The following is a 19,043-nucleotide window of genomic DNA, read 5'->3' as shown; positions in this document are numbered from 1 at the left end:
GCCGGGGATGTAGCAAGCTTGTAGTTATACTACATGAATCGGCTTTTTGCCTGCTCAATGCGTAACTGGATCCCCCCGGATCAGGCGACATGCGCTGCATGTAGCCCTTTACAGCGGTTTTTCCTGTTCACGCAGCAACGCGGCAAGGCCGACCGCCTCCACCGGACGGCTGATCAGATAGCCCTGCACCTCGTCGCAACCTTCAGCTTTCAGAAACGCCAGTTGCTCGGAACGCTCGACACCTTCGGCGACAACTTTCAGTGACAACCCGTGAGCCATCGCAATGATCGCCCGGGTGATCGCCGCGTCTTCGCTGCCCTCGCCCAATCCACGGATAAAGGCCTGATCGATCTTCACGTAGTCCACCGGAATCCGTTTCAGATAGCTCAGCGATGAATAGCCGGTACCGAAATCGTCGATGGCCAGCTTCACCCCCAGATCCCGCAACTGCTGGAACGTGGCGATGATGTGTTCGACGCTGTCGAGCAACTGGCTTTCGGTCAGCTCCAGTTCGAGGTAGTGCGGCGCCAGCCCGGTTTCCTCCAGCACCTGGCGCACCAGACTGACCAGTTTGCCCTGACGCAGTTGATGCACCGACAGGTTCACCGAAACCCGGATCGGCGCCAGCCCCTGACGCTGCCATTCGCACGCCTGCCAGCAGGCCTGGCGCAGCACGAACTCACCGATCGGCCCGATCAGCCCTGTCTCCTCCGCCAGACCGATGAAATCCCCCGGCGGTACCCGGCCCATGGTCGGGTGATCCCAACGCACCAGCGCTTCCGCCGCGTTGAGACGGCCGGTCGCCAGGCACAGTTTCGGTTGATAGAAGACGTTGAGCTGCTTGTCCTCGATGGCTTTGCGCAGCTGGTTTTCCAGTTGCAGGCGTTCCAGCGTGCTGGCCTGCAGGCTGTCGGTGTAGAACTGGAAGTTGTTGCCGCCCAGGTGCTTGGCATGTTGCATGGCCATGTTCGACTGGCTGACCAGCGCGGAAATCTCCCGCGCATTGTCCGGCAGCATGCTGATGCCCATCGAGGCACTGACCACCAGTTCATGCCCTTCGACCGTCAACGGCAGTCGCAGCTTGCTCGACAACCGGGTAGCGACCCGCGCCAGGCTCGACAGGTTGCCGTAGGCGTCGAACAGTACCGCGAACTCATCGCCGGACAGCCGGGCGATGGTGTCGGCTTCCGGAAGAGCATTGACCAGACGCCGGGACATCTTTTGCAGCAACTGGTCGGCGATCTCGTGACCGAGGCTGTCGTTGAGCAGCTTGAAGCGATCCAGATTGATGTGCAGCAACGCCAGACTCCGACGCCCGCCCTGTCGCACGCGCTGATGGGCTTCGTGCAGGCGTTCGCGAAACAGCGAGCGATTGGCAAGGCCAGTGAGCTCGTCGTAGTGGGTCAGGTAGCGCATGCGCTCTTCGGATTCGCGGCGCGCCGACAGATCGGCGAAGAAGCCGACGATATGGCTCACATTGCCCCGACTGTCGCGCACGGCATTCAGCTGCAGCCACTGCGGATACAGCTCGCCGTTCTTGCGGGTTTCCACCAGTTCGCCCTGCCAGCTGCCGTGCTGCTCCAGCGCGTGGCGGATCGCGACGTAGTGCCGACGGGCGTCGCGACTGCAAGGCAATTCGACGACGTTGCGCCCGAGCATGTCGCCGATGTCATAGCCGGTGACCCGACTGAAGGCCTGATTGATGGCGATCAGCGAATAATTCGGGTCGAGGATCACGATGCCTTCGCTGGCGGCCTCGAACACCGTCGCAGCCAGCTGCTGCTGGGCTTCCAGGCTTTTGCTGACGCTGATGTCGCGGCGGGTGCCGACCATGCGGATGACCCGCCCGTTCTCGTCGCGCTCCACTGCACGTCCACGGTCTTCGATCCAGACCCAATGACCGTCGCCATGGCGCACGCGGTACTCGATCTGATAATCCTCGGTGCGCCCCTTCAAGTGCTCGATCAACGCGCGCTTGAGCGGCGGCACATCTTCCGGGTGCAGCCTTGGCCGCAGGTGCCTGAGCAGCCCGGTGACGTATTCCGGATCAATACCGAACAGTTCCTGAATCTGTGTGTGGTGAACTTCGTCGGTCTGCAGGTTCCAGTCCCACAGCCCCAACTCACTTGCCTTCAATGCCAGGGCCAGGCGCGCCTCGCTTTTGCTCAGGGCCTGGTTGGCGACGTCCAGTTCCCGGCTGCGCTGGGCGACCCGGTCTTCCAGTTCGACCTGCGCCTCGCGCAGCTTGCTCTCGGCGCAGCGCCGGTGTTCGATTTCCTTCGCCAGCTCCTGATTGAGCTGTTCGCTGCGGGTTTGCGCTTGTTGCAGGTATTCGATCAGGTGCTGGTTCTGGAAGCGCCGCAGCAAACCGCGATCGATCAGCCGATTGACCTGCCACGCCACCACGCTCAGCGAGCCGAGCAGGATCAGTCCGAGCCAGCCCCAGCCGCGCGCCAGTTCGTCACCGCCCCAGAACAGATAGCCGATGGCCGGCAACAGGCACGGCAAGGTAAAGGAAAGAAAGGCCGGAATGCTCACGGCGTAGGCCACGCTGGCCGACAGGGTCGCGGCGCCGATCAGGCCGAACACCCAGGCCTGCTGCATGAAATTGTCGGCGGGGACCAACGCGATGCCGGCGCCGGCCAGGGTCAGGCCGGTCATGGTCGAGCCGAGCAGGAACATCCGCCCCCAGATCGGCTGGGCCTGGCGATCGGGAATCGCCGAATCGAACGCGGCGACCTGAATCACCCGCAACGCTACCAGCGACAACAGCCACACCAGCCAGACGCTGACCACGAAGTAACGCTGCGGGCTCCAGAGCAGACCGGCGCAGACCAGACCATTGATCAACATGAACAGGGTGGGCAACAGCGAACCCTGATAAAGAAGGCGCGTGCGCTCGACCGCCATCTGGGTGGCGTAAAGCTTGCGGATCACCCGAGGCTCCACGGAGGGGCCCGACAGGTCGAAGCTGAGGGTCATAGGCAACGTTCTTGTTCTTATAAGTGTGAGCATGCGCCCGGAAACGTGGACGGAGCATACACAAGCCGAACCACTTGCCAAACTGCCCCAGATCATAATTTCACCGAAACTTTTCCACCGCTCGTCACCCGCCAAAGCCCCGATGCCAGGCGGGCCAACGCCTGTAGCCGGTGACCGACCGGTCGTCATCGGCAGCACTTTCATCGGCTAATGCAAAGCTCGGTTTGCCCGGGCCTGCGGCGCACCCTAGAATGCCCCGATGCGCGATGATCTCTCCCTTCTGCTGAACTCCCTCAACGATGCCCAACGTCAGGCCGTAGCGGCTCCCGTTGGTCGTCAATTGGTCCTGGCCGGTGCCGGCTCCGGCAAAACCCGAGTGCTGGTGCACCGTATCGCCTGGTTGATCCAGGTCGAGAACGCCTCACCCCACTCGATTTTGTCGGTGACCTTCACCAATAAAGCCGCTGCAGAGATGCGTCACCGCATCGAGCAATTGCTGGGCATCAACCCGGCCGGCATGTGGGTCGGCACCTTCCACGGCCTGGCGCACCGCCTGTTGCGGGCGCACTGGCAGGAAGCCGGGCTGAGCCAGACCTTTCAGATTCTCGACAGCGACGACCAGCAACGCTTGGTCAAGCGGGTGATCCGCGAGCTGGGGCTGGACGAGCAACGCTGGCCGGCCCGTCAGGCCCAATGGTTCATCAACGGGCAGAAAGACGAAGGTCTGCGTCCGCAACACATTCAAGCCAGCGGCGATCTGTTCCTGGCCACCATGCGCGGCATTTATGAAGCGTACGAGGCCGCATGCCAGCGTGCCGGCGTCATCGATTTCTCCGAACTGCTGCTGCGCGCCCTCGACCTGTGGCGCGACCACCCGGGCCTGCTGGCGCACTACCAGAAGCGCTTCCGACACATTCTGGTGGACGAATTCCAGGACACCAACGCCGTGCAGTACGCCTGGTTGCGTCTGCTGGGCAAGGGCGGCGACAGCCTGATGGTGGTCGGCGACGACGACCAGTCGATCTACGGCTGGCGCGGCGCGAAAATCGAGAACATCCACCAGTATTCTTCGGACTTCCCGGACTCGGTGACCATCCGTCTGGAGCAGAACTACCGCTCCACGGCCGGCATCCTCAAGGCCGCCAACGCCCTGATCGCCAACAACACCGGGCGTCTGGGCAAAGAGCTGTGGACCGATGGCGGCGATGGCGAAGCGATCAATCTTTACGCCGCCTTCAACGAGCACGATGAAGCACGCTACGTTGTCGAAACCATCGAAAGCGCGCTGAAAACCGGCTTGGCCCGCAGCGATATCGCGATTCTCTACCGCTCCAACGCCCAATCGCGCGTTCTGGAAGAAGCCTTGCTGCGTGAACGCATTCCGTACCGCATCTATGGCGGCCAGCGCTTCTTCGAGCGGGCGGAAATCAAGAACGCCATGGCTTACCTGCGTTTGCTGGAAGGTCGCGGCAATGATGCGGCCCTGGAGCGGGTGATCAACGTCCCGGCGCGCGGCATCGGCGAGAAAACCGTCGAAGCGATCCGCGACCATGCCCGTCACAGCGATGTGTCGATGTGGGAAGCCATGCGCCAGCTGGTAACCAACAAAGGCCTGACCGGTCGCGCCGCCGGTGCGCTGGGCGCGTTTATCGAACTGATCGAAAACCTGGCTGCCAAGTGCGCCGAGATGCCGTTGCACCTGATGACCCAGACCGTCATCGAGCAATCCGGACTGATCGCCTACCACGAAGCGGAAAAAGGCGAGAAAGGCCAGGCCCGGGTGGAAAACCTTGAGGAACTGGTCAGCGCTGCGCGCAACTTCGAGAACACCGAAGAAGACGAAGAACTGACGCCACTGGCGGCATTTCTCGGCCACGCTTCACTGGAGGCCGGTGACACCCAGGCCGACGAGCACGAAGACAGCATTCAGTTGATGACCCTGCACAGCGCCAAGGGCCTGGAATTCCCTTACGTGTTCCTGGTGGGCATGGAAGAAGGCTTGTTCCCGCACAAGATGAGCCTGGAAGAACCGGGCCGCCTTGAGGAAGAGCGGCGTCTGGCCTATGTCGGCATTACCCGGGCGATGCAGAATCTGGTGATGACCTATGCTGAAACCCGACGCCTGTACGGCAGCGAAACCTACAACAAGGTGTCGCGTTTCGTACGGGAAGTACCGAAAGGCCTGATTCAGGAAGTACGCCTGTCCAACAGCGTCAGCCGGCCGTTCGGCGGTAACCAGTCGATGGGCGGCAGCAACCTGTTCAGCGGCAGCGAGATTCCGGAAACCGGCCTGAGCCTTGGCCAGGCTGTCCGTCACTCGATCTTCGGCGACGGCGTGATCCTCAACTTCGAAGGCGCCGGCGCCCAGGCCCGGGTGCAGGTGAATTTCGCCGAAGGCAGCAAGTGGCTGAGGCTCGGGTACGCGAAGCTGGACGCCATATCCGTCACCGTTCGGTCCCGCGCCCGGCGCGGGAACGAACACTGGAGGCAACGTCGATGGGCACTGGCTTCTTTTCCTCCTGGACATTCTGGGCCCTGCTCTCGGCCACCTTCGCCGCACTGACGGCCATCTTCGCCAAGATCGGCATCGAAAACGTCAACTCCGACTTCGCCACCCTGCTGCGCACAATCGTCGTATTGGTCAGTCTGGCCTTGATTTTGTACGCCACGGGCCAATATCAGTCCCTGGGATCGATCTCCGCCAAGAGCTACCTGTTCCTGCTGTTGTCGGGCCTGGGCACCGGCGCTTCATGGTTGTGCTACTTCCGGGCGTTGAAAGTCGGCCCGGCATCGCTTGTCGCCCCGGTGGACAAGCTCAGTGTGGTCTTCGTGGCGGTGCTCGGTGTGATCCTGCTGGGCGAGAAACTCGACCTGCGCCAGTGGGGCGGCATCGGCTTGATCACCGCCGGTGTGGTGATGCTGGCCTTGCGGCGCTGATCCATTTCCTGCTGAACCTATCTCCTTTTCCTACAGACAAAAGTACATGGCCTTATTGTCCTGACCGAGCTGAACGTAACCTGTCAGGCAAAAGCCCGAAACACTCTCTCGCTAGCCAGTAACACTTCACCTGTGCAACATGGCGCGCGTGTCTCCACAAACGGGAATTCCCTTTATGAAACGTTTTCTTAGCATCGCCATGGCGTTGTGCATCGGCCTGACGATGAGCCTCGACGCCAACGCCAAGCGCTTTGGTGGTGGCAAAAGCGCCGGCGCTGCGCCGACGCACCAGACCAGCCAGATGGCTCCTTCTTCCCCAGGCATGGGCGGCGCTGCGGCGACCGCTGGTGCTGCCGGTGCCGCGGGCGCTGCGGCCAAGGCCGGCGGTGCTTCGAAATGGCTCGGCCCTCTGGCCGGCATCGCGGCCGGTGGCCTGCTCGCTTCCATGTTCATGGGCGGCGGCTTCGAAGGCATGCAGTTCTTCGATATCCTGATCATGGCCGTGATCGCGTTCGTGATCTTCCGCTTCATCGCCGCCCGTCGCCGCAAGCAACAGGAGCAGTTCGCTCCGGCCGGCGCGCCGATGCAGCGTGAAGTGTTCGAACAGAAACCGGCAGCCATGGGTTCGATCTTCGGTGGTTCGGCCGCGCCTGCTGCCGCCCGTCCGGTGATCAACGCGCCGGCCTGGTTCAACGAACAGCGCTTCCTCGAAGCTGCCCGCAGCCACTTCCAGGCGCTGCAGCAGCACTGGGACGCCAACGAAATGGACAAGATCGCCGAGTTCGTGACTCCGCAGATGTTCGAGTTCCTCAAGCGCGAACGCGCGGAGCTGGGTGACGCCTTCCAGTCCACCTACATCGACAATCTCCAGGTGCAACTGGATGGCGTGGATGACCGTGCGGACAAGACCATCGCCACCCTGACCTTCAACGGCGTGTCGAAGACCTCGCGTTTCGACCAGCAGGGCGAAGTGTTCAGCGAAAGCTGGAACATGGAACGTCCACAGGGCGACAACCAGCCTTGGCTGGTCGCCGGTATCCGCCAGAACGGCTGATCACCTACGACGTTTTACGTGCAGCAATGAAAACCCCGGCCTCGGCCGGGGTTTTCTATTTCGCGGTTGCATCTATAGCGAGCTACTGTATAAACCGCCCCATATAAACCGCGCCATTCAAGCAAGAGGATCCCGGACGTGGAAGAAATCATCGAACAACTGCGCGAAGCCAACGAACCCGTACCGGTTCCTTTGGAGTTGCCCGACGAAGACCAGTTGGTGGAAATCGAAGAAGAACTCTTCATCAACATCCCGTTCGTCTTCAAAGAGTTTCTGCTGACCGTCAGCGACGTGGTTTACGGCAGCCTGGAGCCAGTGACCGTCACCGACCCGCAATCCCACACCTACCTGCCGGACGTCGCTGCCAACGCCTGGGATGCCGGCGTGCCGCGGGACCTGATCCCGATCTGCCAGGACGGTGACGACTACTACTGCGTCGAAGAAGACGGCACCGTGGTGCTGTGGTCGGGCGAAGAAGAACTGATCACCGAAGAGTCCTGGGAATCGGTCTGGCACTGGGCGCGGGACGTCTGGCTGGAAAGCTGACACGCCCGCCTTGATGGGTGGTCAGTGCCCCGACGACTCCTTGTGGTTGTCGAGGGTTTCCAGCAGGGCCACCTGCATCCGCGTGTGCACCCGGATGAACCAGCGCCAGAGCAGCGCCGCCACGGCGGCCGCGACCACGGCGATCAGCACCAGCAACTTGTTGGTCGGCAAGATACTGGCCGACAAGGCTGCCAACAGCAGGAAAATCACCAGCAGCGAGATGATCGGGATCACTTCGGCGATCACTCGGCGCACTCGCTGTGTGTGACGCCCGGCCATTTCCGGCTTCACACCCATCTCCGCCAGCAACATCGACAGCGCCTTGAGCTTGCGATAGGCCGCGATCAGGAACGGCAACGACACCAGCAACGCCCCGCCCCAGATCAACGCCTTCTGCCAGCTTGGGTCGCTGATCCATTCCTGCATCCAGATCGAGAGGCGCCCGGCAAAGAAAGCGCCGGCAAAGAAGATCGCGATCACCAGCGCCAGATTGACCCCGACCTGCAGCAGGATCCGCCGGATCATCGACGCCAGCATCGCGCCCTCACCCTGCGGCTGAATGCTACGCAGCCATTCGCCGTACATTCCGAACACTCGACCGAGGCGCTGCGGCATCGCGGCTGACAGCTTGATCGACAGCGGATCGGCAGCCCGGATCAGGTACGGCGTCAGCAACGTGGTAATCACCGAAACCGCCACGGCCACCGGATACAGGAAGTTGCTGGTGACCTGCAGGGTCATCCCCAGCGCCGCGATGATGAAGGAGAATTCACCAATCTGCGAAAGCCCCATCCCGACCCGCAGTGAGGTGCGTCCGTCATTACCGGCGATAAAGGCACCGAGGCCGCAGGACAGCATCTTGCCCAGCACCACGGCGACAGTGATTACCGCAATTGGCCACGCGTATTGCAGAAGGATCATCGGATCGAGCATCAGGCCGATGGCGACGAAGAAGATCGCACTGAACAGGTCGCGAACCGGCTCGATCAGGCGCTCGATTTTCAGCAGTTGCCGCGACTCGGCCATGATCGCGCCGATCAGGAACGCCCCGAGCACCATGCTGTACTCGAGTTTGACCACCAGCAGGCAGAAACCGAAACACAGGCCCAGCACGGTGATCAGCAGCATCTCGTTGCTTTCGAACCTGGCGACGTAAGCCAACAGACGCGGCACCAGCAGAATGCCGACTACCAGGGCGACGATCATGAACAGCGAGAGCTTGCCGACCGTGGAAAACACTTCGCCGGAGCTCACCGTGCCGCTGACCGCAATGCTCGACAGCAAGGCGATGATGCCGATGCCAAGAATATCCTCGACGATCAGCACGCCGAAGATCAGCTGCGCGAAGCGCTCGTTTTTCATCTTCAGGTCGTTGAGCGCCTTGACGATGATGGTGGTCGAGGAAATCGCCAGGATCGCGCCGAGGAACAGCGAATCCATGGTGTTCCAGTCGAACCAGCGGCCGATTTCGTAGCCGATCCAGATCATCAGGACAATTTCGAGGAACGCCGCGATGAAGGCCGTGGCGCCGACCTTGAACAGCTTGCGCAGGCTGAACTCCAGGCCCAGGCAGAACATCAGGAAAATCACCCCCAGCTCGGCGAGGGTCTTGATGGTTTCTTCGTCGTGGATCAGGCCGAACGGCGGTGTGTGCGGGCCGATGATGAAGCCGGCGACGATGTAACCGAGCACTACCGGCTGCTTGAAGCGGTGGAACAGCACGGTCACCACACCTGCGACCAGCATGATCACCGCCAGATCCTGAATAAAGCTGATGGCATGCATGGTGTGGGCTCCTTGAATGACGAGGCTCACGCAGGCATGGGAAATGTCTGGGCGAGCTGAGTAAAAATCCGCTTTGGGTGTAGGAATCGCCCTTGGGGAGGCGCTTTTGCAGGGTAACACCGCGACTTCCGGCTGAAAGGCGGTGCAATATATGGAAACAGATCGCTTCGGGCGTGACGGCGACCAGCTGCCTGGCGTCCCGATATCGGTGCTTTTGAAAAGCGACCAGGCACCCGCAGAGGTGTTTCTTCCAGCAACCCTGCCTTGACCCGTGAGAACGTTATGGAACCCGGAAACGCCCAGCTGTCGATGACGGTACTGATGACCCCTGACATGGCCAACTTCTCTGGCAATGTCCACGGCGGCACCCTGCTCAAATACCTCGACGAAGTGGCCTACGCCTGCGCCAGCCGTTATGCCGGCCGCTACGTGGTGACCCTGTCGGTGGATCAGGTGATTTTCCGCGAGCCGATCCATGTCGGCGAACTGGTGACCTTCCTGGCGTCGGTGAACTACACCGGCAACACCTCGATGGAAGTCGGCATCAAAGTGGTGACCGAGAACATCCGCGAGCGCTCGGTGCGCCATACCAACAGCTGCTTCTTCACCATGGTCGCGGTGGACGATCAACGCAAACCCGCCGCCGTACCGCCGCTGCAACCGCAGAACAGCGAAGACAAGCGCCGCTACATGCAGGCACAACAACGCCGGCAGATCCGTCAGGAGCTGGAAAAGCGCTATCAGGAAATCAAGGGCGACGCCTGAGTGAAAGCACGCTCGCGGACGTGGTCCGCGAGTGCTGCAATGATCAGAGGCTGATCGGCGTAGCCTCGAACTTCACCCGCGGGTGCGCAATCCGGTCCTGCGCTCGCACCAGCTGCAGCTCGTAACTGGCGCAGGCCTGGGTTTCCAGCAGCACTTCATGCACCGCTGCTGCGGTGAATTCAAACGCCGCCACCAGGTTGTCACCGAGCAGCACTCTCGCCAGGAACAGGCCGGACGTCAGATCGCCCACACCGACCGGCTGACGCGGAAACGCCAGCAGCGGACGCCGCAGATGCCAGCTGCCCTCGGCCGTTACCAGCAACATTTCAAAGCCATCCGCCGGTTTGCCCGGATAATCCAGATGTTTGACCAGCACCGCTTTCGGCCCACGCGCCAGCAGCGCCCGCGCCATCGCCAGGCAATCGAACAGCGACTGCGGCTTGCGCCCGGAGAAGCTGTCCAGCTCCAACTGGTTCGGGCACATGAAATCCGCAACGGCAGCGGCTTCTTCCAGCAGGAAGTCACTGACCTCGGCGGGAACGCTGCAACCCTTTTCCGGATGCCCCATCACCGGGTCGCACAGATAAAGGGCTTTCGGGTTGACCGCCTTGATCCGCTCGATGCCACTGAGAATCGCCCGGCCCTGCGCCGCGCTACCGAGATAACCTGACAGCACCGCATCGCAATTACCGAGCTCACCGATGGCGGCAATGCCTTCGACCAGTTCGGGGATCCGGTGCGGCGCCAGCACTTCGCCGGCCCACTGACCGTACTGCGTATGGTTGGAAAACTGCACCGTATTGAGCGGCCAGACATTCACCCCGACCCGCTGCATCGGAAAAACCGCAGCGCTGTTGCCGGCGTGGCCGAACACCACATGGGACTGGATGGCGAGCAGATGAGGCGTACGTTTCATTCGGGTTTTTCCGTAAAACGATTGAAATTCAAGCCGCGCAGTATGCGACGAAACGCAGCCTGTACGACAGACCGGCGACGCAGTTAAGCTGACGCCATCATTTGGAGTTTCGTGTTGATGCTCACCCTGGAAAACATTTTCGTGCTGATGCTGTTCGCCGTCGCCGGTGCGTGGCTCTGGCACAACCACGGCTTGCGCGAGCGGGCACTGGAGCGGGTCAAACAACATTGCGCGAATGTCGGCGTCGAGTTGCTCGACGGTAACGTGGCGCTGAAGAAGATCGGCCTGATCAAGGACGCCAGCGGTCGGCGACGCCTGGCCCGGGTCTACAATTTCGAATTTACCGTGACCGGAGAAACCCGGCACAACGGCACCATCACCCAGTTCGGTGCGCACAGCGCGCAGATCGAACTGGCGCCCTACCCGGCACCGTTCGATGACACACCGCCCGTGGTGGAAGTGACCAAGCCACGTGGTGAAGTGATCGAGCTGAGCCAGTGGCGCCAGGAACACACCAAGTGGAAGCCTTGAATCAGCCTGTGTGAAGCCGACACCTGGCAAGACCGGCCTGTAATTCACTGACCGCCTGCGGTTCGTCGAAAATCAGCTCGATCCGGGAATCCTTGCGCCATTCACTGGGCAGCCAGCTGAGCTCGGCATTATCCAGCGCATTGGCTGACTGCCAGCCGTCCGGTTGGTGAATCACCAGTTTGGCCCGGCGCCAGTTCAGGCTTTTCAGCCATTGGGTAATCCCCGATACATCGAATACCTGGCTCGGATGCCAGCGCCAACCGATGCTCCAGCCACTCTCCTGCGCCTGGCTCAGGCAGATCGGCAATGCCGGATCGCTCCAGATGGCCGGCATTTGTGCCAGCCCCTGAGGCACGATCAACTTATCCACACCGGCCTGCGCCTGTACTGCCAGCCCCGGCAATTCGCTGAGCGGCAACATCGCCTGCTGCGTCCAGATCAGTCGGACAGGCGGCAACTGTCGGGCGATTCGCTCACGCGTGGGCTCGTCGAGGTTTTCTGCCTTGTTCAACAGCAGCAGGCCTGCGCTGGACAAGGCTTCCTGCTGCGCGTCCGGTAGCGGTTTGCCCTCGGAAAGGGCCTGGGCGTCCAGCACCAGCACGCAAGGTTGTACGGCGAGTACGCCTTGCCACGGCGCCTCGTTCAGTTGCTTCAGCAACTGCGCCGGATGCCCGAGCCCCGAGGGCTCGATGAACAGGCGATCCGGCCGTGCCTTGCGCAACAATCGCCCCAAACCAATCTGGAACGGCGCACCGTTCACGCAACACAAACAGCCCCCGGCCACTTCGCCCAGTGCGATACCATCGGCTTCGCAGGTCAACAGCGCAGCGTCGAGACCGATCTGGCCAAACTCGTTGATCAGCACCGCCCAGCGTTCGCCCTCCGGTCTCTGGGCCATGAGCTGGCGGATCAGGCTGGTCTTGCCCGCGCCCAAGGGGCCGGCGATGACGTGGGTGGGAATGTTCTGCAACATGATCAAGGTTTCTGGAGGTCAAAGATGCGGTGGATGGGATGGTCGTTGCTGCTGACGCTGGTATCTGGCCAGGCATTGGCACAGGCCTGCGTGGTGCACAGCCAGGCGGAGCGGCTCGACGTGAAGGTCTGCCAGCAGAACCGCAACATCCCGGAAAAACTGTTCAGCGACGGCTTCTGCCAGCCGACCCTGGCCGGGCAGAAAGTCGAGGTTCAATACGTCGAGCAGTGCCCCGCCGGCGCGTTCGGCGTGTGCAGCAACGCGCAAGTCGCCAATATGCCTTATCGCCAAGATATCCACTATTACGGCGTGGCCACCGATGCGGCGTATTTGCAGCCCTATTGCGAGACTCAGAGCCAGGGGAAATGGCTCAAGCCCTGAGGCGCTATCCGAGCCAGTCGAGGGTCAGCATCAGCCGCCGCTCACCCGGCGCCGGTTGCGGCGAGCGATGGATCAGGCCGAAACCTTCGTTGCCGTGCCATTTCTCGCCCTTTAGCAACGCCACTTCGCCCCGATTCAATTGCTGAATCCGTGAAGTTTCCTGCGGCTCGGCTTGCGGCTGTCCCAGTTGCCGACGGTCCATTTCCCCTTCCCTGAGCCATTCGCTGCCAACGCCTGAATAGGTCGTGATCAACCGCACCGGCACATGATCGACGTGAAAACGCGGACACATGGCCTTGTCCAGCACACGCAGGCGCAAGCCGATCCGCCGCGCGCCGAGCAAGCAGGCGAAGGCACTGACCAGCCATTTCAAGTCGCTGATAAACCCTTCGTAGCCTTCCAGATCGCGAAAGCCGCTGGCCAGCCCCGTGAGATCCGGTTCGGCGTCTTCGTCCGGCAATTCCAGGCAAAGCGCCTCGGCGTAAGGCTCGTTCAGAGACAACAACAAATCAGCGAACTCGGCAATGTGCAGCGGAATCTGGCGCTGCCAGACCGCGAGGTTGGTCTCGTCGTCGAGAATGTTCGCCAGTGCCTGCGGGGTCTGGCCGAAAGACTGATGACGAATGCTGCCTGGCAGCGATTTCAGGGCGAGCATCAGGCGACCTCGTCGTGCCATGAGCCAAACGGATCGCGTAGTTGTAGCCAGCCTTGAGTACCGAGCGCCATTTCGTCATCGGTCAGCAGGCAATCATCCAGTTCCGACGACAGCTGTGCGAAATCGATGTTCTGTCCGATAAACACCAGCTCCTGGCGACAATCGCCTACGCTGGCGATCCAGTTTTCCATGATCGCGGCGGTACTTTCCTGATCCTGCGGCCACTGTTCCTTTGGCACGAAGCGCCACCAGCGCCCGGCGAAACCGTGGCGTATCAGGCCACCTGCCTGAGACCAGCTACCAGCGTCGGTGGGTTTGCTGGCCAGCCAGAAAAAGCCTTTGGAGCGCAGCAATTTGCCGTTTACCCAAGGACGATCGATGAAGTCGAAAAAACGCTGTGGATGAAAGGGCCGGCGCGCCCGATAGGCCGTGGATGCGATGCCGTACTCCTCGGTTTCCGGCACATGTTCGCCACGCAATTCCTGCAACCAGCCTGGGGCCTGGGCGGCCTTTTCAAAATCGAAGCGACCGGTGTTGAGAATTTTCTCCAGCGGTACCTCACCCATGACCATCGGAATGATCTCGGCCTGAGCGTTGAGGCGCCTGAGAATGGCCATCAGCTCTTCCCGCTCGCGGCTGCTGATCAGGTCGATCTTGCTGATCAACAGAACGTCGGCGAACTCGATCTGTTCGATCAGCAGATCGGTGATCGAGCGCTCATCTTCTTCACCAAGAAATTCGCCACGGGACGCGAGGTTTTCAGCGGCGTGGTAGTCCGGGAGGAAATTCATACCGTCGACTACAGTGACCATGGTGTCGAGGCGAGCGATGTCAGCGAGGCTTTGCCCCTGCTCATCACGGAAGGTGAATGTCTCGGCCACGGGTAACGGCTCGGAGATTCCCGTGGATTCGATCAGCAGATAGTCGAAGCGGCCTTCACGGGCCAACTGGCTAACCTCTTCAAGCAGGTCTTCGCGTAACGTACAGCAGATACAGCCGTTGCTCATTTCCACGAGTTTCTCTTCGGCACGGTTCAGACTGACATCACGCTGGACTTCGCTGCCATCGATATTGATTTCGCTCATATCGTTGACGATAACGGCGACGCGCAAATCATCTCTGTTACGTAGTACGTAATTCAAAAGTGTACTTTTTCCGGCACCGAGAAAGCCGGACAAAACGGTCACGGGAAGTCGGGAAGACATTGGATAAACCTCATCAGACGGTCGCTAAACAGCGCTGGAGGCTCTCGAGGCGAGCGTTCTTGGGCTTCGATGGGGTCACCAGGGAAACGGACGCTTGAAATGGAAGCCACGGAAAGCCTTGTCCGACTAATGTTATAGTATAACAACAAAATCAATCCACTCTCTTCTTGCTCAAAGTGACAAAGGGCTGGAAGCTGCAATCAATTCATCGCCGAGTCACATCATGAAAACCGCGCTGAAATACTCGTTTATCTGCCTGGCATTACTGACGCTGAAAGCCGAAGCACAAGTGCCGGGACTCGCCAATTGCACGCGCAGCGCAAACCTGTTGGCGTGCATTGATGGCAACGGCAACGCTTATAGCGTCAACACCGTCGGCAGCACGATTTACCTGCGCGGATTCGAGAAAGCGGGAAACCGCTATTGGGCGCAAACCAACAGCCGCTACGGGCAACTGACCTTTTTCACCGGCATCGCTTCCGATGGTGAAGCCTGGGTTGGCTACAACCGCCGCGTGGGCTGGACGACGATCAATCGGTTCTCCAGCTCAGGCGGCAGCAGTGCAAAGTTCACCTGCAGCCGGATCACTGGCTGCTAAACCGGCGATCCTTCCTGCTCTTGTTGCCATGCCATATAGCTGTCGACAGGTGGATTCTTCTGGAAATAACGCTGCAACCCCTCAAACAAACCGTCTGCCACGGCTTGCTGATGACGCGCCGTCCCCAGACGCTGACTGTCCCGTGCGTTGGAAATGAACCCGGTTTCCACCAAGATTGACGGCACATCCGGCGATTTCAGAACGGCAAATCCAGCCTGTTCCACGCGCTTTTGGTGCAGCGTGGTGATGCCAGCCAGGCTGCCCAGCACTGTGTTTCCGAGTTGCAAGCTGGCGGCGATGGTTGCGTTCATCGACATGTCGAGGATCACGCCAGCGAGCATCGGATCCTTGTCTTTGAAATTGAGCAGGCTGGTTGCACCGAGCAGATCCACACCGTTCTCACGCTGCGCCATGAACCGCGCGGTGGCGGACGTCGCGCCGCCTTCCGACAGGCAATACACCGACGCCCCGGAAGCGGTCAGACGCGGCGCAGCATCGGCGTGCACCGAGATGAACATGTCAGCCTTGTGCTGACGCGCGATTTCCACACGCTTGCGTAACGGGACGAAGAAATCTTCGTTACGAACCAGCTTCACATCAAAGCCTTTCTCACGTTTAAGCCGACGTGCGAGCAGTTGCGCGATGGACAGCACCACATCCTTTTCTCGCTCGCCTTTGGCGCCGATTGCACCCGGATCTTTCCCGCCATGACCTGGGTCGACCACCACCATGATGTCGCGCTTGGGGTGAGATTTTTCCTGGAGTGTTTCACGTGGAACGCTCGCCGGGACTCCTGCTGATGCGCTCATCAAGTCCAAAACCAGGCGATGTCCTTGCCCATCCTGAGGCGCCAACAAGAATGAATTGAGCTGAACCGGACTGCTTAAATCCAGCACGATCCGTGTGTTCCCTTGGCCAAAATGGCCGGAGCGGATCGAATGAATAGGGGTGCCGGATAACGTCAATTGGCTGAAGTCCCCAATCAGGCTGGCGCCGTTCAAATCGATGATCAACCGCTCTGGTGCACTCAAGGTAAACGTCTTGTAGCTCACGGAACCACTCAGATCGAACACCAGCCGAAGCTTGTCATCCGAACGCCAAAGCCGCGCATTGCGTATCTGCGTAGCGGACACCGAAAAAGGCAAAACAAAGGCCGCGCTGGCCAGCATCAGGTTGAGCAAGTGACGTCTGTGCATATGAAAGCCTGTTCATGAAAAAGGCATCGTGGTTTGAATTGTTATAATGTAACATCAAATTCAATTACCATGATGGAACTGCTCATGAACGCGCTGACTTTGCCGGATGTCGCGGCTCAAGCCGCCCGCCAGGCCCTGCCTCTCGAATGGGTGGGGATGTGCGGCATCGCATTACCTGTGTTTATCGAAGGCCAACGCTTGGCTGCCAAAGCGGATGCAGGCGTCAGCCTGGATGATGGAGACGCACGCGGCATTCACATGTCGCGGCTCTATCTGGGGCTGGAAGCGATGGAGCAGCAGAACCTTTCTCCTGCCCTTTTACGACAAGTTTTGCAGCGCTTTCTCGACAGCCACGAAGATCTGTCCGAAGCCGCCTATCTTAATATCCATATTGATTTGCTCCTCAGAAGGCCCGCGTTGGTCAGCCCTTTGGCGGGATGGAAAAACTATCCCGTCACTGTTTCAGCCCAGCTAAAAAACAAAGTGTTCCACGTGGAACTGAAAATCGACGTCGCGTATTCCTCAACTTGCCCGTGCTCTGCGGCATTGGCGAGGCAGTTGATCCAGCAACAATTCGTCGACGACTTCGCCAACAAACCACTGCAACACGCCGATGTATTGGCGTGGCTCGGTTCGACCCAAGGCATCGTGGCCACACCTCACAGCCAGCGCAGTACTGCCCAGCTACATTTGCACCTGGATGAATTCGTCGACGAACTACCGCTGACGTCCATCATCAACGACGCCGAAGCAGCCCTCGGCACCGCCGTGCAAACCGCTGTGAAACGCGCCGACGAACAAGCCTTCGCCCTCGCCAACGGCCAGAACCTTATGTTCTGCGAAGACGCTGCACGACGCCTGAACCTGGCACTGCGTGGCTCACCCGGTATCAGCCAATTCCACGTACGAGTCATCCACGCCGAAAGCCTTCATGCTCACGACGCCGTCGCCGAGAGTCATTGGCGCCGGGAGCAGCCATGATTCGCTGCCACAACCTGAGCTGGGGAATACCCGGCCAACCGCTCACTGCACCGCTCAGCCTAAGGCTGGAAAGCGGCAGCATGACGGCAATCATCGGCATCAACGGCAGTGGCAAAAGCAGCCTGCTCAAAGTCATCGCAGGTTTACAGCGACCGTTGGCCGGCAAGGTCGAGTTGGGTGTCCCACGCCAAAGCGGTTTGTCCTTCCTGCCTCAGCAACAGCATCTGGATCGACAGTTCCCGATCAGTCTTCAAGAGTTGGTGGCAGCCGGTTTCTGGGGACGCCGACTGTCGTCGCAACTGAGAGCCCAACGTCTCGAATCCGCACTGGAAGACTGGCACCTGAGCGGACTGGAACATCGTCCCCTGATGGCCCTCTCCGGCGGGGAACTGCAACGCGCCCTACTCGCCCGATTGAGTCTGGCCGACACACCGTTGCTGCTGCTCGACGAACCCCACGCCGCGCTCGACGAACTGGGTCAGACATTGTTGTGGCAACACCTGCACGCCTGGCATGAACAAGGACGAACCCTGGTCGTGGTTTGCCATGACCTCGCCGCCGTGCGCCAACACATTCCACAGACCTTGCTGATCAAACCGAGCGGCTGCGCATACGGCAGCAGCATCAATCTCATCCAGCAAACGCCTCACACGCAGGTAGCCTGATGCTGACGCTCAGCCATTTATGGCAACCGTTCCACGAGTTCGTCTTCATGCGTCGCGCCCTGCTCGGCGGTCTGGTATTGGCGTGCAGCACGGCACCACTGGGCGTGTTTCTGATCCTGCGCCGGATGAGCCTGATCGGCGACGCCGTCGCCCACGGCATCCTCCCCGGCGCCGCGTTGGGGTTCTGGTTCGCCGGGTTGAGTCTGCCGGCGCTGACCCTCGGCGGACTCGGTGCCGGTCTGAGCATGGCCGGACTCGCCGCGTGGATTACCCGACGCACCGGCCTGCGCGAAGACGCCAGCCTCGCCGCGATCTATCCCATCTCGTTGGCCAGCGGTGTGCTGATTCTGGGGATCGCCGGCAAGCGACTCGATTTGCTGCACCTGCTGTTCGGCTCCGCACTGGCGGTGGACGGCGCGACCCTCCACGGCATGTTGTGGGTATCGGCGCTCAGCCTGATGGCCATGGCGCTGATCTATAAACCGTTGCTGCTCGACACGCTCGATCCGTTTTTCCTGCGCACGGTCAGCCGACTCGGCCCCGTCGCCCATGGCGTGTTCCTGACGCTGGTGGTGCTCAATCTGGTAATCGGTTTCCAGGCGATCGGTGCCTTGATGGTGGTCGGCCTGATGATGCTGCCCGCCGCCGCGTCTCGCTTCTGGAGCCGACGCCTGCCGATCCTGATCGCCATCGCCGCGCTCATCGGTTGCGCCTCGGTATGGCTTGGACTGTTGCTGTCGTTCTACTACTCGCTGCCCAGTGGCCCGGCCATCGTGCTGGTCGCCGGTGCCGGCTACTTGTTGTCCGTGGTGTTCGGACCGGTTCACGGTCTGTTGCGCCGCCCGCCTTTGCTCACATCCCAATGAGGTGTTT

Annotated in this window: 17 protein-coding genes and 1 pseudogene; 11 read left to right on the top strand and 7 right to left on the bottom strand. The window is 60.6% G+C overall.

Annotated features, from left to right (window positions below; all coding sequences use genetic code 11):
• Nucleotides 1-108: 108 nt before the first annotated feature.
• Entirely contained in the window at nt 109-2,982 is a 2,874-nt protein-coding gene (locus JKA62_RS23855; protein WP_201819757.1) for a GGDEF domain-containing phosphodiesterase, read from the bottom strand.
• A 259-nt stretch (nt 2,983-3,241) separates the two neighbouring features.
• Between JKA62_RS23855 and uvrD the strand changes: the two are divergent.
• From uvrD to JKA62_RS23835, 4 genes and pseudogenes are all read left to right on the top strand, one after another.
• A pseudogene (uvrD, locus tag JKA62_RS23850) lies at nt 3,242-5,422 on the top strand (DNA helicase II); the annotation flags it as partial.
• Nucleotides 5,423-5,478: 56 nt separating this feature from the next.
• Complete coding sequence (locus tag JKA62_RS23845; protein ID WP_011336641.1) at nt 5,479-5,919, top strand: EamA family transporter; 441 nt, start codon at nt 5,479-5,481, stop codon at nt 5,917-5,919.
• 175 nt (nt 5,920-6,094) lie between these two features.
• Nucleotides 6,095-6,973, top strand: a complete 879-nt coding sequence (locus JKA62_RS23840; RefSeq protein ID WP_007954246.1) for a Tim44 domain-containing protein — start codon at nt 6,095-6,097, stop codon at nt 6,971-6,973.
• A 138-nt stretch (nt 6,974-7,111) separates the two neighbouring features.
• Nucleotides 7,112-7,519, top strand: a complete 408-nt coding sequence (locus JKA62_RS23835) for an SMI1/KNR4 family protein (RefSeq protein WP_007954245.1) — start codon at nt 7,112-7,114, stop codon at nt 7,517-7,519.
• A gap of 21 nt (nt 7,520-7,540) precedes the next feature.
• Here the strand turns inward: JKA62_RS23835 and JKA62_RS23830 are convergent, their stop codons facing one another.
• Nucleotides 7,541-9,304, bottom strand: a complete 1,764-nt coding sequence (locus JKA62_RS23830) for a cation:proton antiporter (RefSeq protein ID WP_011336642.1) — start codon at nt 9,302-9,304, stop codon at nt 7,541-7,543.
• A gap of 282 nt (nt 9,305-9,586) precedes the next feature.
• Here JKA62_RS23830 and JKA62_RS23825 point away from each other — a divergent pair, with 282 nt between their 5' ends.
• A complete protein-coding gene (locus JKA62_RS23825) occupies nt 9,587-10,069 on the top strand; it encodes an acyl-CoA thioesterase (RefSeq protein WP_003229693.1) in 483 nt (160 codons plus the stop codon).
• A gap of 43 nt (nt 10,070-10,112) precedes the next feature.
• Here the strand turns inward: JKA62_RS23825 and pdxY are convergent, their stop codons facing one another.
• Entirely contained in the window at nt 10,113-10,985 is an 873-nt protein-coding gene (pdxY, locus tag JKA62_RS23820) for a pyridoxal kinase PdxY (RefSeq protein ID WP_011336643.1), read from the bottom strand.
• A 117-nt stretch (nt 10,986-11,102) separates the two neighbouring features.
• Between pdxY and JKA62_RS23815 the strand changes: the two genes are divergently transcribed.
• Nucleotides 11,103-11,516, top strand: coding sequence for a DUF3301 domain-containing protein (locus JKA62_RS23815; RefSeq protein WP_011336644.1), 414 nt, complete (start codon nt 11,103-11,105; stop codon nt 11,514-11,516).
• 1 nt (nt 11,517) lies between these two features.
• Here JKA62_RS23815 and JKA62_RS23810 read toward each other — a convergent pair whose 3' ends face one another.
• Nucleotides 11,518-12,489, bottom strand: coding sequence for a CobW family GTP-binding protein (locus JKA62_RS23810; RefSeq protein WP_201819753.1), 972 nt, complete (start codon nt 12,487-12,489; stop codon nt 11,518-11,520).
• A gap of 24 nt (nt 12,490-12,513) precedes the next feature.
• On the opposite strand from JKA62_RS23810, the gene JKA62_RS23805 reads away from it, so the two are divergent.
• A complete protein-coding gene (locus JKA62_RS23805; RefSeq protein WP_201819750.1) occupies nt 12,514-12,870 on the top strand; it encodes an NADH:ubiquinone oxidoreductase in 357 nt (118 codons plus the stop codon).
• Between the two features lie 4 nt (nt 12,871-12,874).
• On the opposite strand, the gene JKA62_RS23800 is transcribed toward JKA62_RS23805, so the two are convergent.
• Both JKA62_RS23800 and zigA read right to left on the bottom strand, forming a co-directional pair.
• Nucleotides 12,875-13,525, bottom strand: a complete 651-nt coding sequence (locus JKA62_RS23800; protein ID WP_201819747.1) for a DUF1826 domain-containing protein — start codon at nt 13,523-13,525, stop codon at nt 12,875-12,877.
• A complete protein-coding gene (zigA, locus tag JKA62_RS23795; RefSeq protein ID WP_201819742.1) occupies nt 13,525-14,730 on the bottom strand; it encodes a zinc metallochaperone GTPase ZigA in 1,206 nt (401 codons plus the stop codon). Before zigA ends, JKA62_RS23800 begins: the two co-directional genes overlap by 1 nt.
• A 223-nt stretch (nt 14,731-14,953) precedes the next feature.
• Here zigA and JKA62_RS23790 point away from each other — a divergent pair, with 223 nt between their 5' ends.
• On the top strand, nt 14,954-15,328 hold the full coding sequence (locus tag JKA62_RS23790; protein WP_011336649.1) for a hypothetical protein: 375 nt from the start codon (nt 14,954-14,956) through the stop codon (nt 15,326-15,328).
• On the opposite strand, the gene JKA62_RS23785 is transcribed toward JKA62_RS23790, so the two are convergent.
• On the bottom strand, nt 15,325-16,524 hold the full coding sequence (locus tag JKA62_RS23785) for an N-acetylmuramoyl-L-alanine amidase (protein ID WP_201819739.1): 1,200 nt from the start codon (nt 16,522-16,524) through the stop codon (nt 15,325-15,327). The genes JKA62_RS23790 and JKA62_RS23785 overlap by 4 nt on opposite strands.
• An 84-nt stretch (nt 16,525-16,608) precedes the next feature.
• Between JKA62_RS23785 and folE2 the strand changes: the two genes are divergently transcribed.
• Genes folE2 through JKA62_RS23770 form a run of 3 tightly spaced genes read left to right on the top strand, consistent with a single transcriptional unit; the run spans nt 16,609 to nt 19,036 of the window.
• Nucleotides 16,609-17,505, top strand: a complete 897-nt coding sequence (folE2, locus tag JKA62_RS23780; protein ID WP_011336651.1) for a GTP cyclohydrolase FolE2 — start codon at nt 16,609-16,611, stop codon at nt 17,503-17,505.
• Nucleotides 17,502-18,170: a metal ABC transporter ATP-binding protein gene (locus JKA62_RS23775; RefSeq protein ID WP_011336652.1), complete on the top strand. Its 669-nt coding sequence runs from the start codon at nt 17,502-17,504 to the stop codon at nt 18,168-18,170. The genes folE2 and JKA62_RS23775 overlap by 4 nt, the downstream gene beginning before the upstream one ends.
• Nucleotides 18,170-19,036, top strand: a complete 867-nt coding sequence (locus JKA62_RS23770) for a metal ABC transporter permease (RefSeq protein ID WP_201819735.1) — start codon at nt 18,170-18,172, stop codon at nt 19,034-19,036. The genes JKA62_RS23775 and JKA62_RS23770 overlap by 1 nt, the downstream gene beginning before the upstream one ends.
• The last annotated feature ends 7 nt before the right edge of the window (nt 19,037-19,043 follow it).

Origin of the sequence: Pseudomonas sp. B7 (genome assembly GCF_016735645.1) — a bacterium.
GTDB classification, from domain to species: Bacteria; Pseudomonadota; Gammaproteobacteria; order Pseudomonadales; family Pseudomonadaceae; genus Aquipseudomonas; species Aquipseudomonas glycinae.
Note: the sequence above shows the minus strand (reverse complement) of the source record. Positions and strands in the feature narration are given on the sequence as shown.

Excerpts from the sequence above, each read along its gene's own strand:
- JKA62_RS23855 (WP_201819757.1), bottom strand. The coding sequence starts at position 2,982 with ATGACCCTCAGCTTCGACCTGTCGGGCCCCTCCGTGGAGCCTCGGGTG.
- JKA62_RS23845 (WP_011336641.1), top strand. The coding sequence starts at position 5,479 with ATGGGCACTGGCTTCTTTTCCTCCTGGACATTCTGGGCCCTGCTCTCG.
- JKA62_RS23840 (WP_007954246.1), top strand. The coding sequence starts at position 6,095 with ATGAAACGTTTTCTTAGCATCGCCATGGCGTTGTGCATCGGCCTGACG.
- JKA62_RS23830 (WP_011336642.1), bottom strand. The coding sequence starts at position 9,304 with ATGCATGCCATCAGCTTTATTCAGGATCTGGCGGTGATCATGCTGGTC.
- JKA62_RS23825 (WP_003229693.1), top strand. The coding sequence starts at position 9,587 with ATGGAACCCGGAAACGCCCAGCTGTCGATGACGGTACTGATGACCCCT.
- pdxY (WP_011336643.1), bottom strand. The coding sequence starts at position 10,985 with ATGAAACGTACGCCTCATCTGCTCGCCATCCAGTCCCATGTGGTGTTC.
- JKA62_RS23815 (WP_011336644.1), top strand. The coding sequence starts at position 11,103 with ATGCTCACCCTGGAAAACATTTTCGTGCTGATGCTGTTCGCCGTCGCC.
- JKA62_RS23810 (WP_201819753.1), bottom strand. The coding sequence starts at position 12,489 with ATGTTGCAGAACATTCCCACCCACGTCATCGCCGGCCCCTTGGGCGCG.
- JKA62_RS23805 (WP_201819750.1), top strand. The coding sequence starts at position 12,514 with ATGCGGTGGATGGGATGGTCGTTGCTGCTGACGCTGGTATCTGGCCAG.
- JKA62_RS23800 (WP_201819747.1), bottom strand. The coding sequence starts at position 13,525 with ATGCTCGCCCTGAAATCGCTGCCAGGCAGCATTCGTCATCAGTCTTTC.
- zigA (WP_201819742.1), bottom strand. The coding sequence starts at position 14,730 with ATGTCTTCCCGACTTCCCGTGACCGTTTTGTCCGGCTTTCTCGGTGCC.
- JKA62_RS23790 (WP_011336649.1), top strand. The coding sequence starts at position 14,954 with ATGAAAACCGCGCTGAAATACTCGTTTATCTGCCTGGCATTACTGACG.
- JKA62_RS23785 (WP_201819739.1), bottom strand. The coding sequence starts at position 16,524 with ATGCACAGACGTCACTTGCTCAACCTGATGCTGGCCAGCGCGGCCTTT.
- folE2 (WP_011336651.1), top strand. The coding sequence starts at position 16,609 with ATGAACGCGCTGACTTTGCCGGATGTCGCGGCTCAAGCCGCCCGCCAG.
- JKA62_RS23775 (WP_011336652.1), top strand. The coding sequence starts at position 17,502 with ATGATTCGCTGCCACAACCTGAGCTGGGGAATACCCGGCCAACCGCTC.
- JKA62_RS23770 (WP_201819735.1), top strand. The coding sequence starts at position 18,170 with ATGCTGACGCTCAGCCATTTATGGCAACCGTTCCACGAGTTCGTCTTC.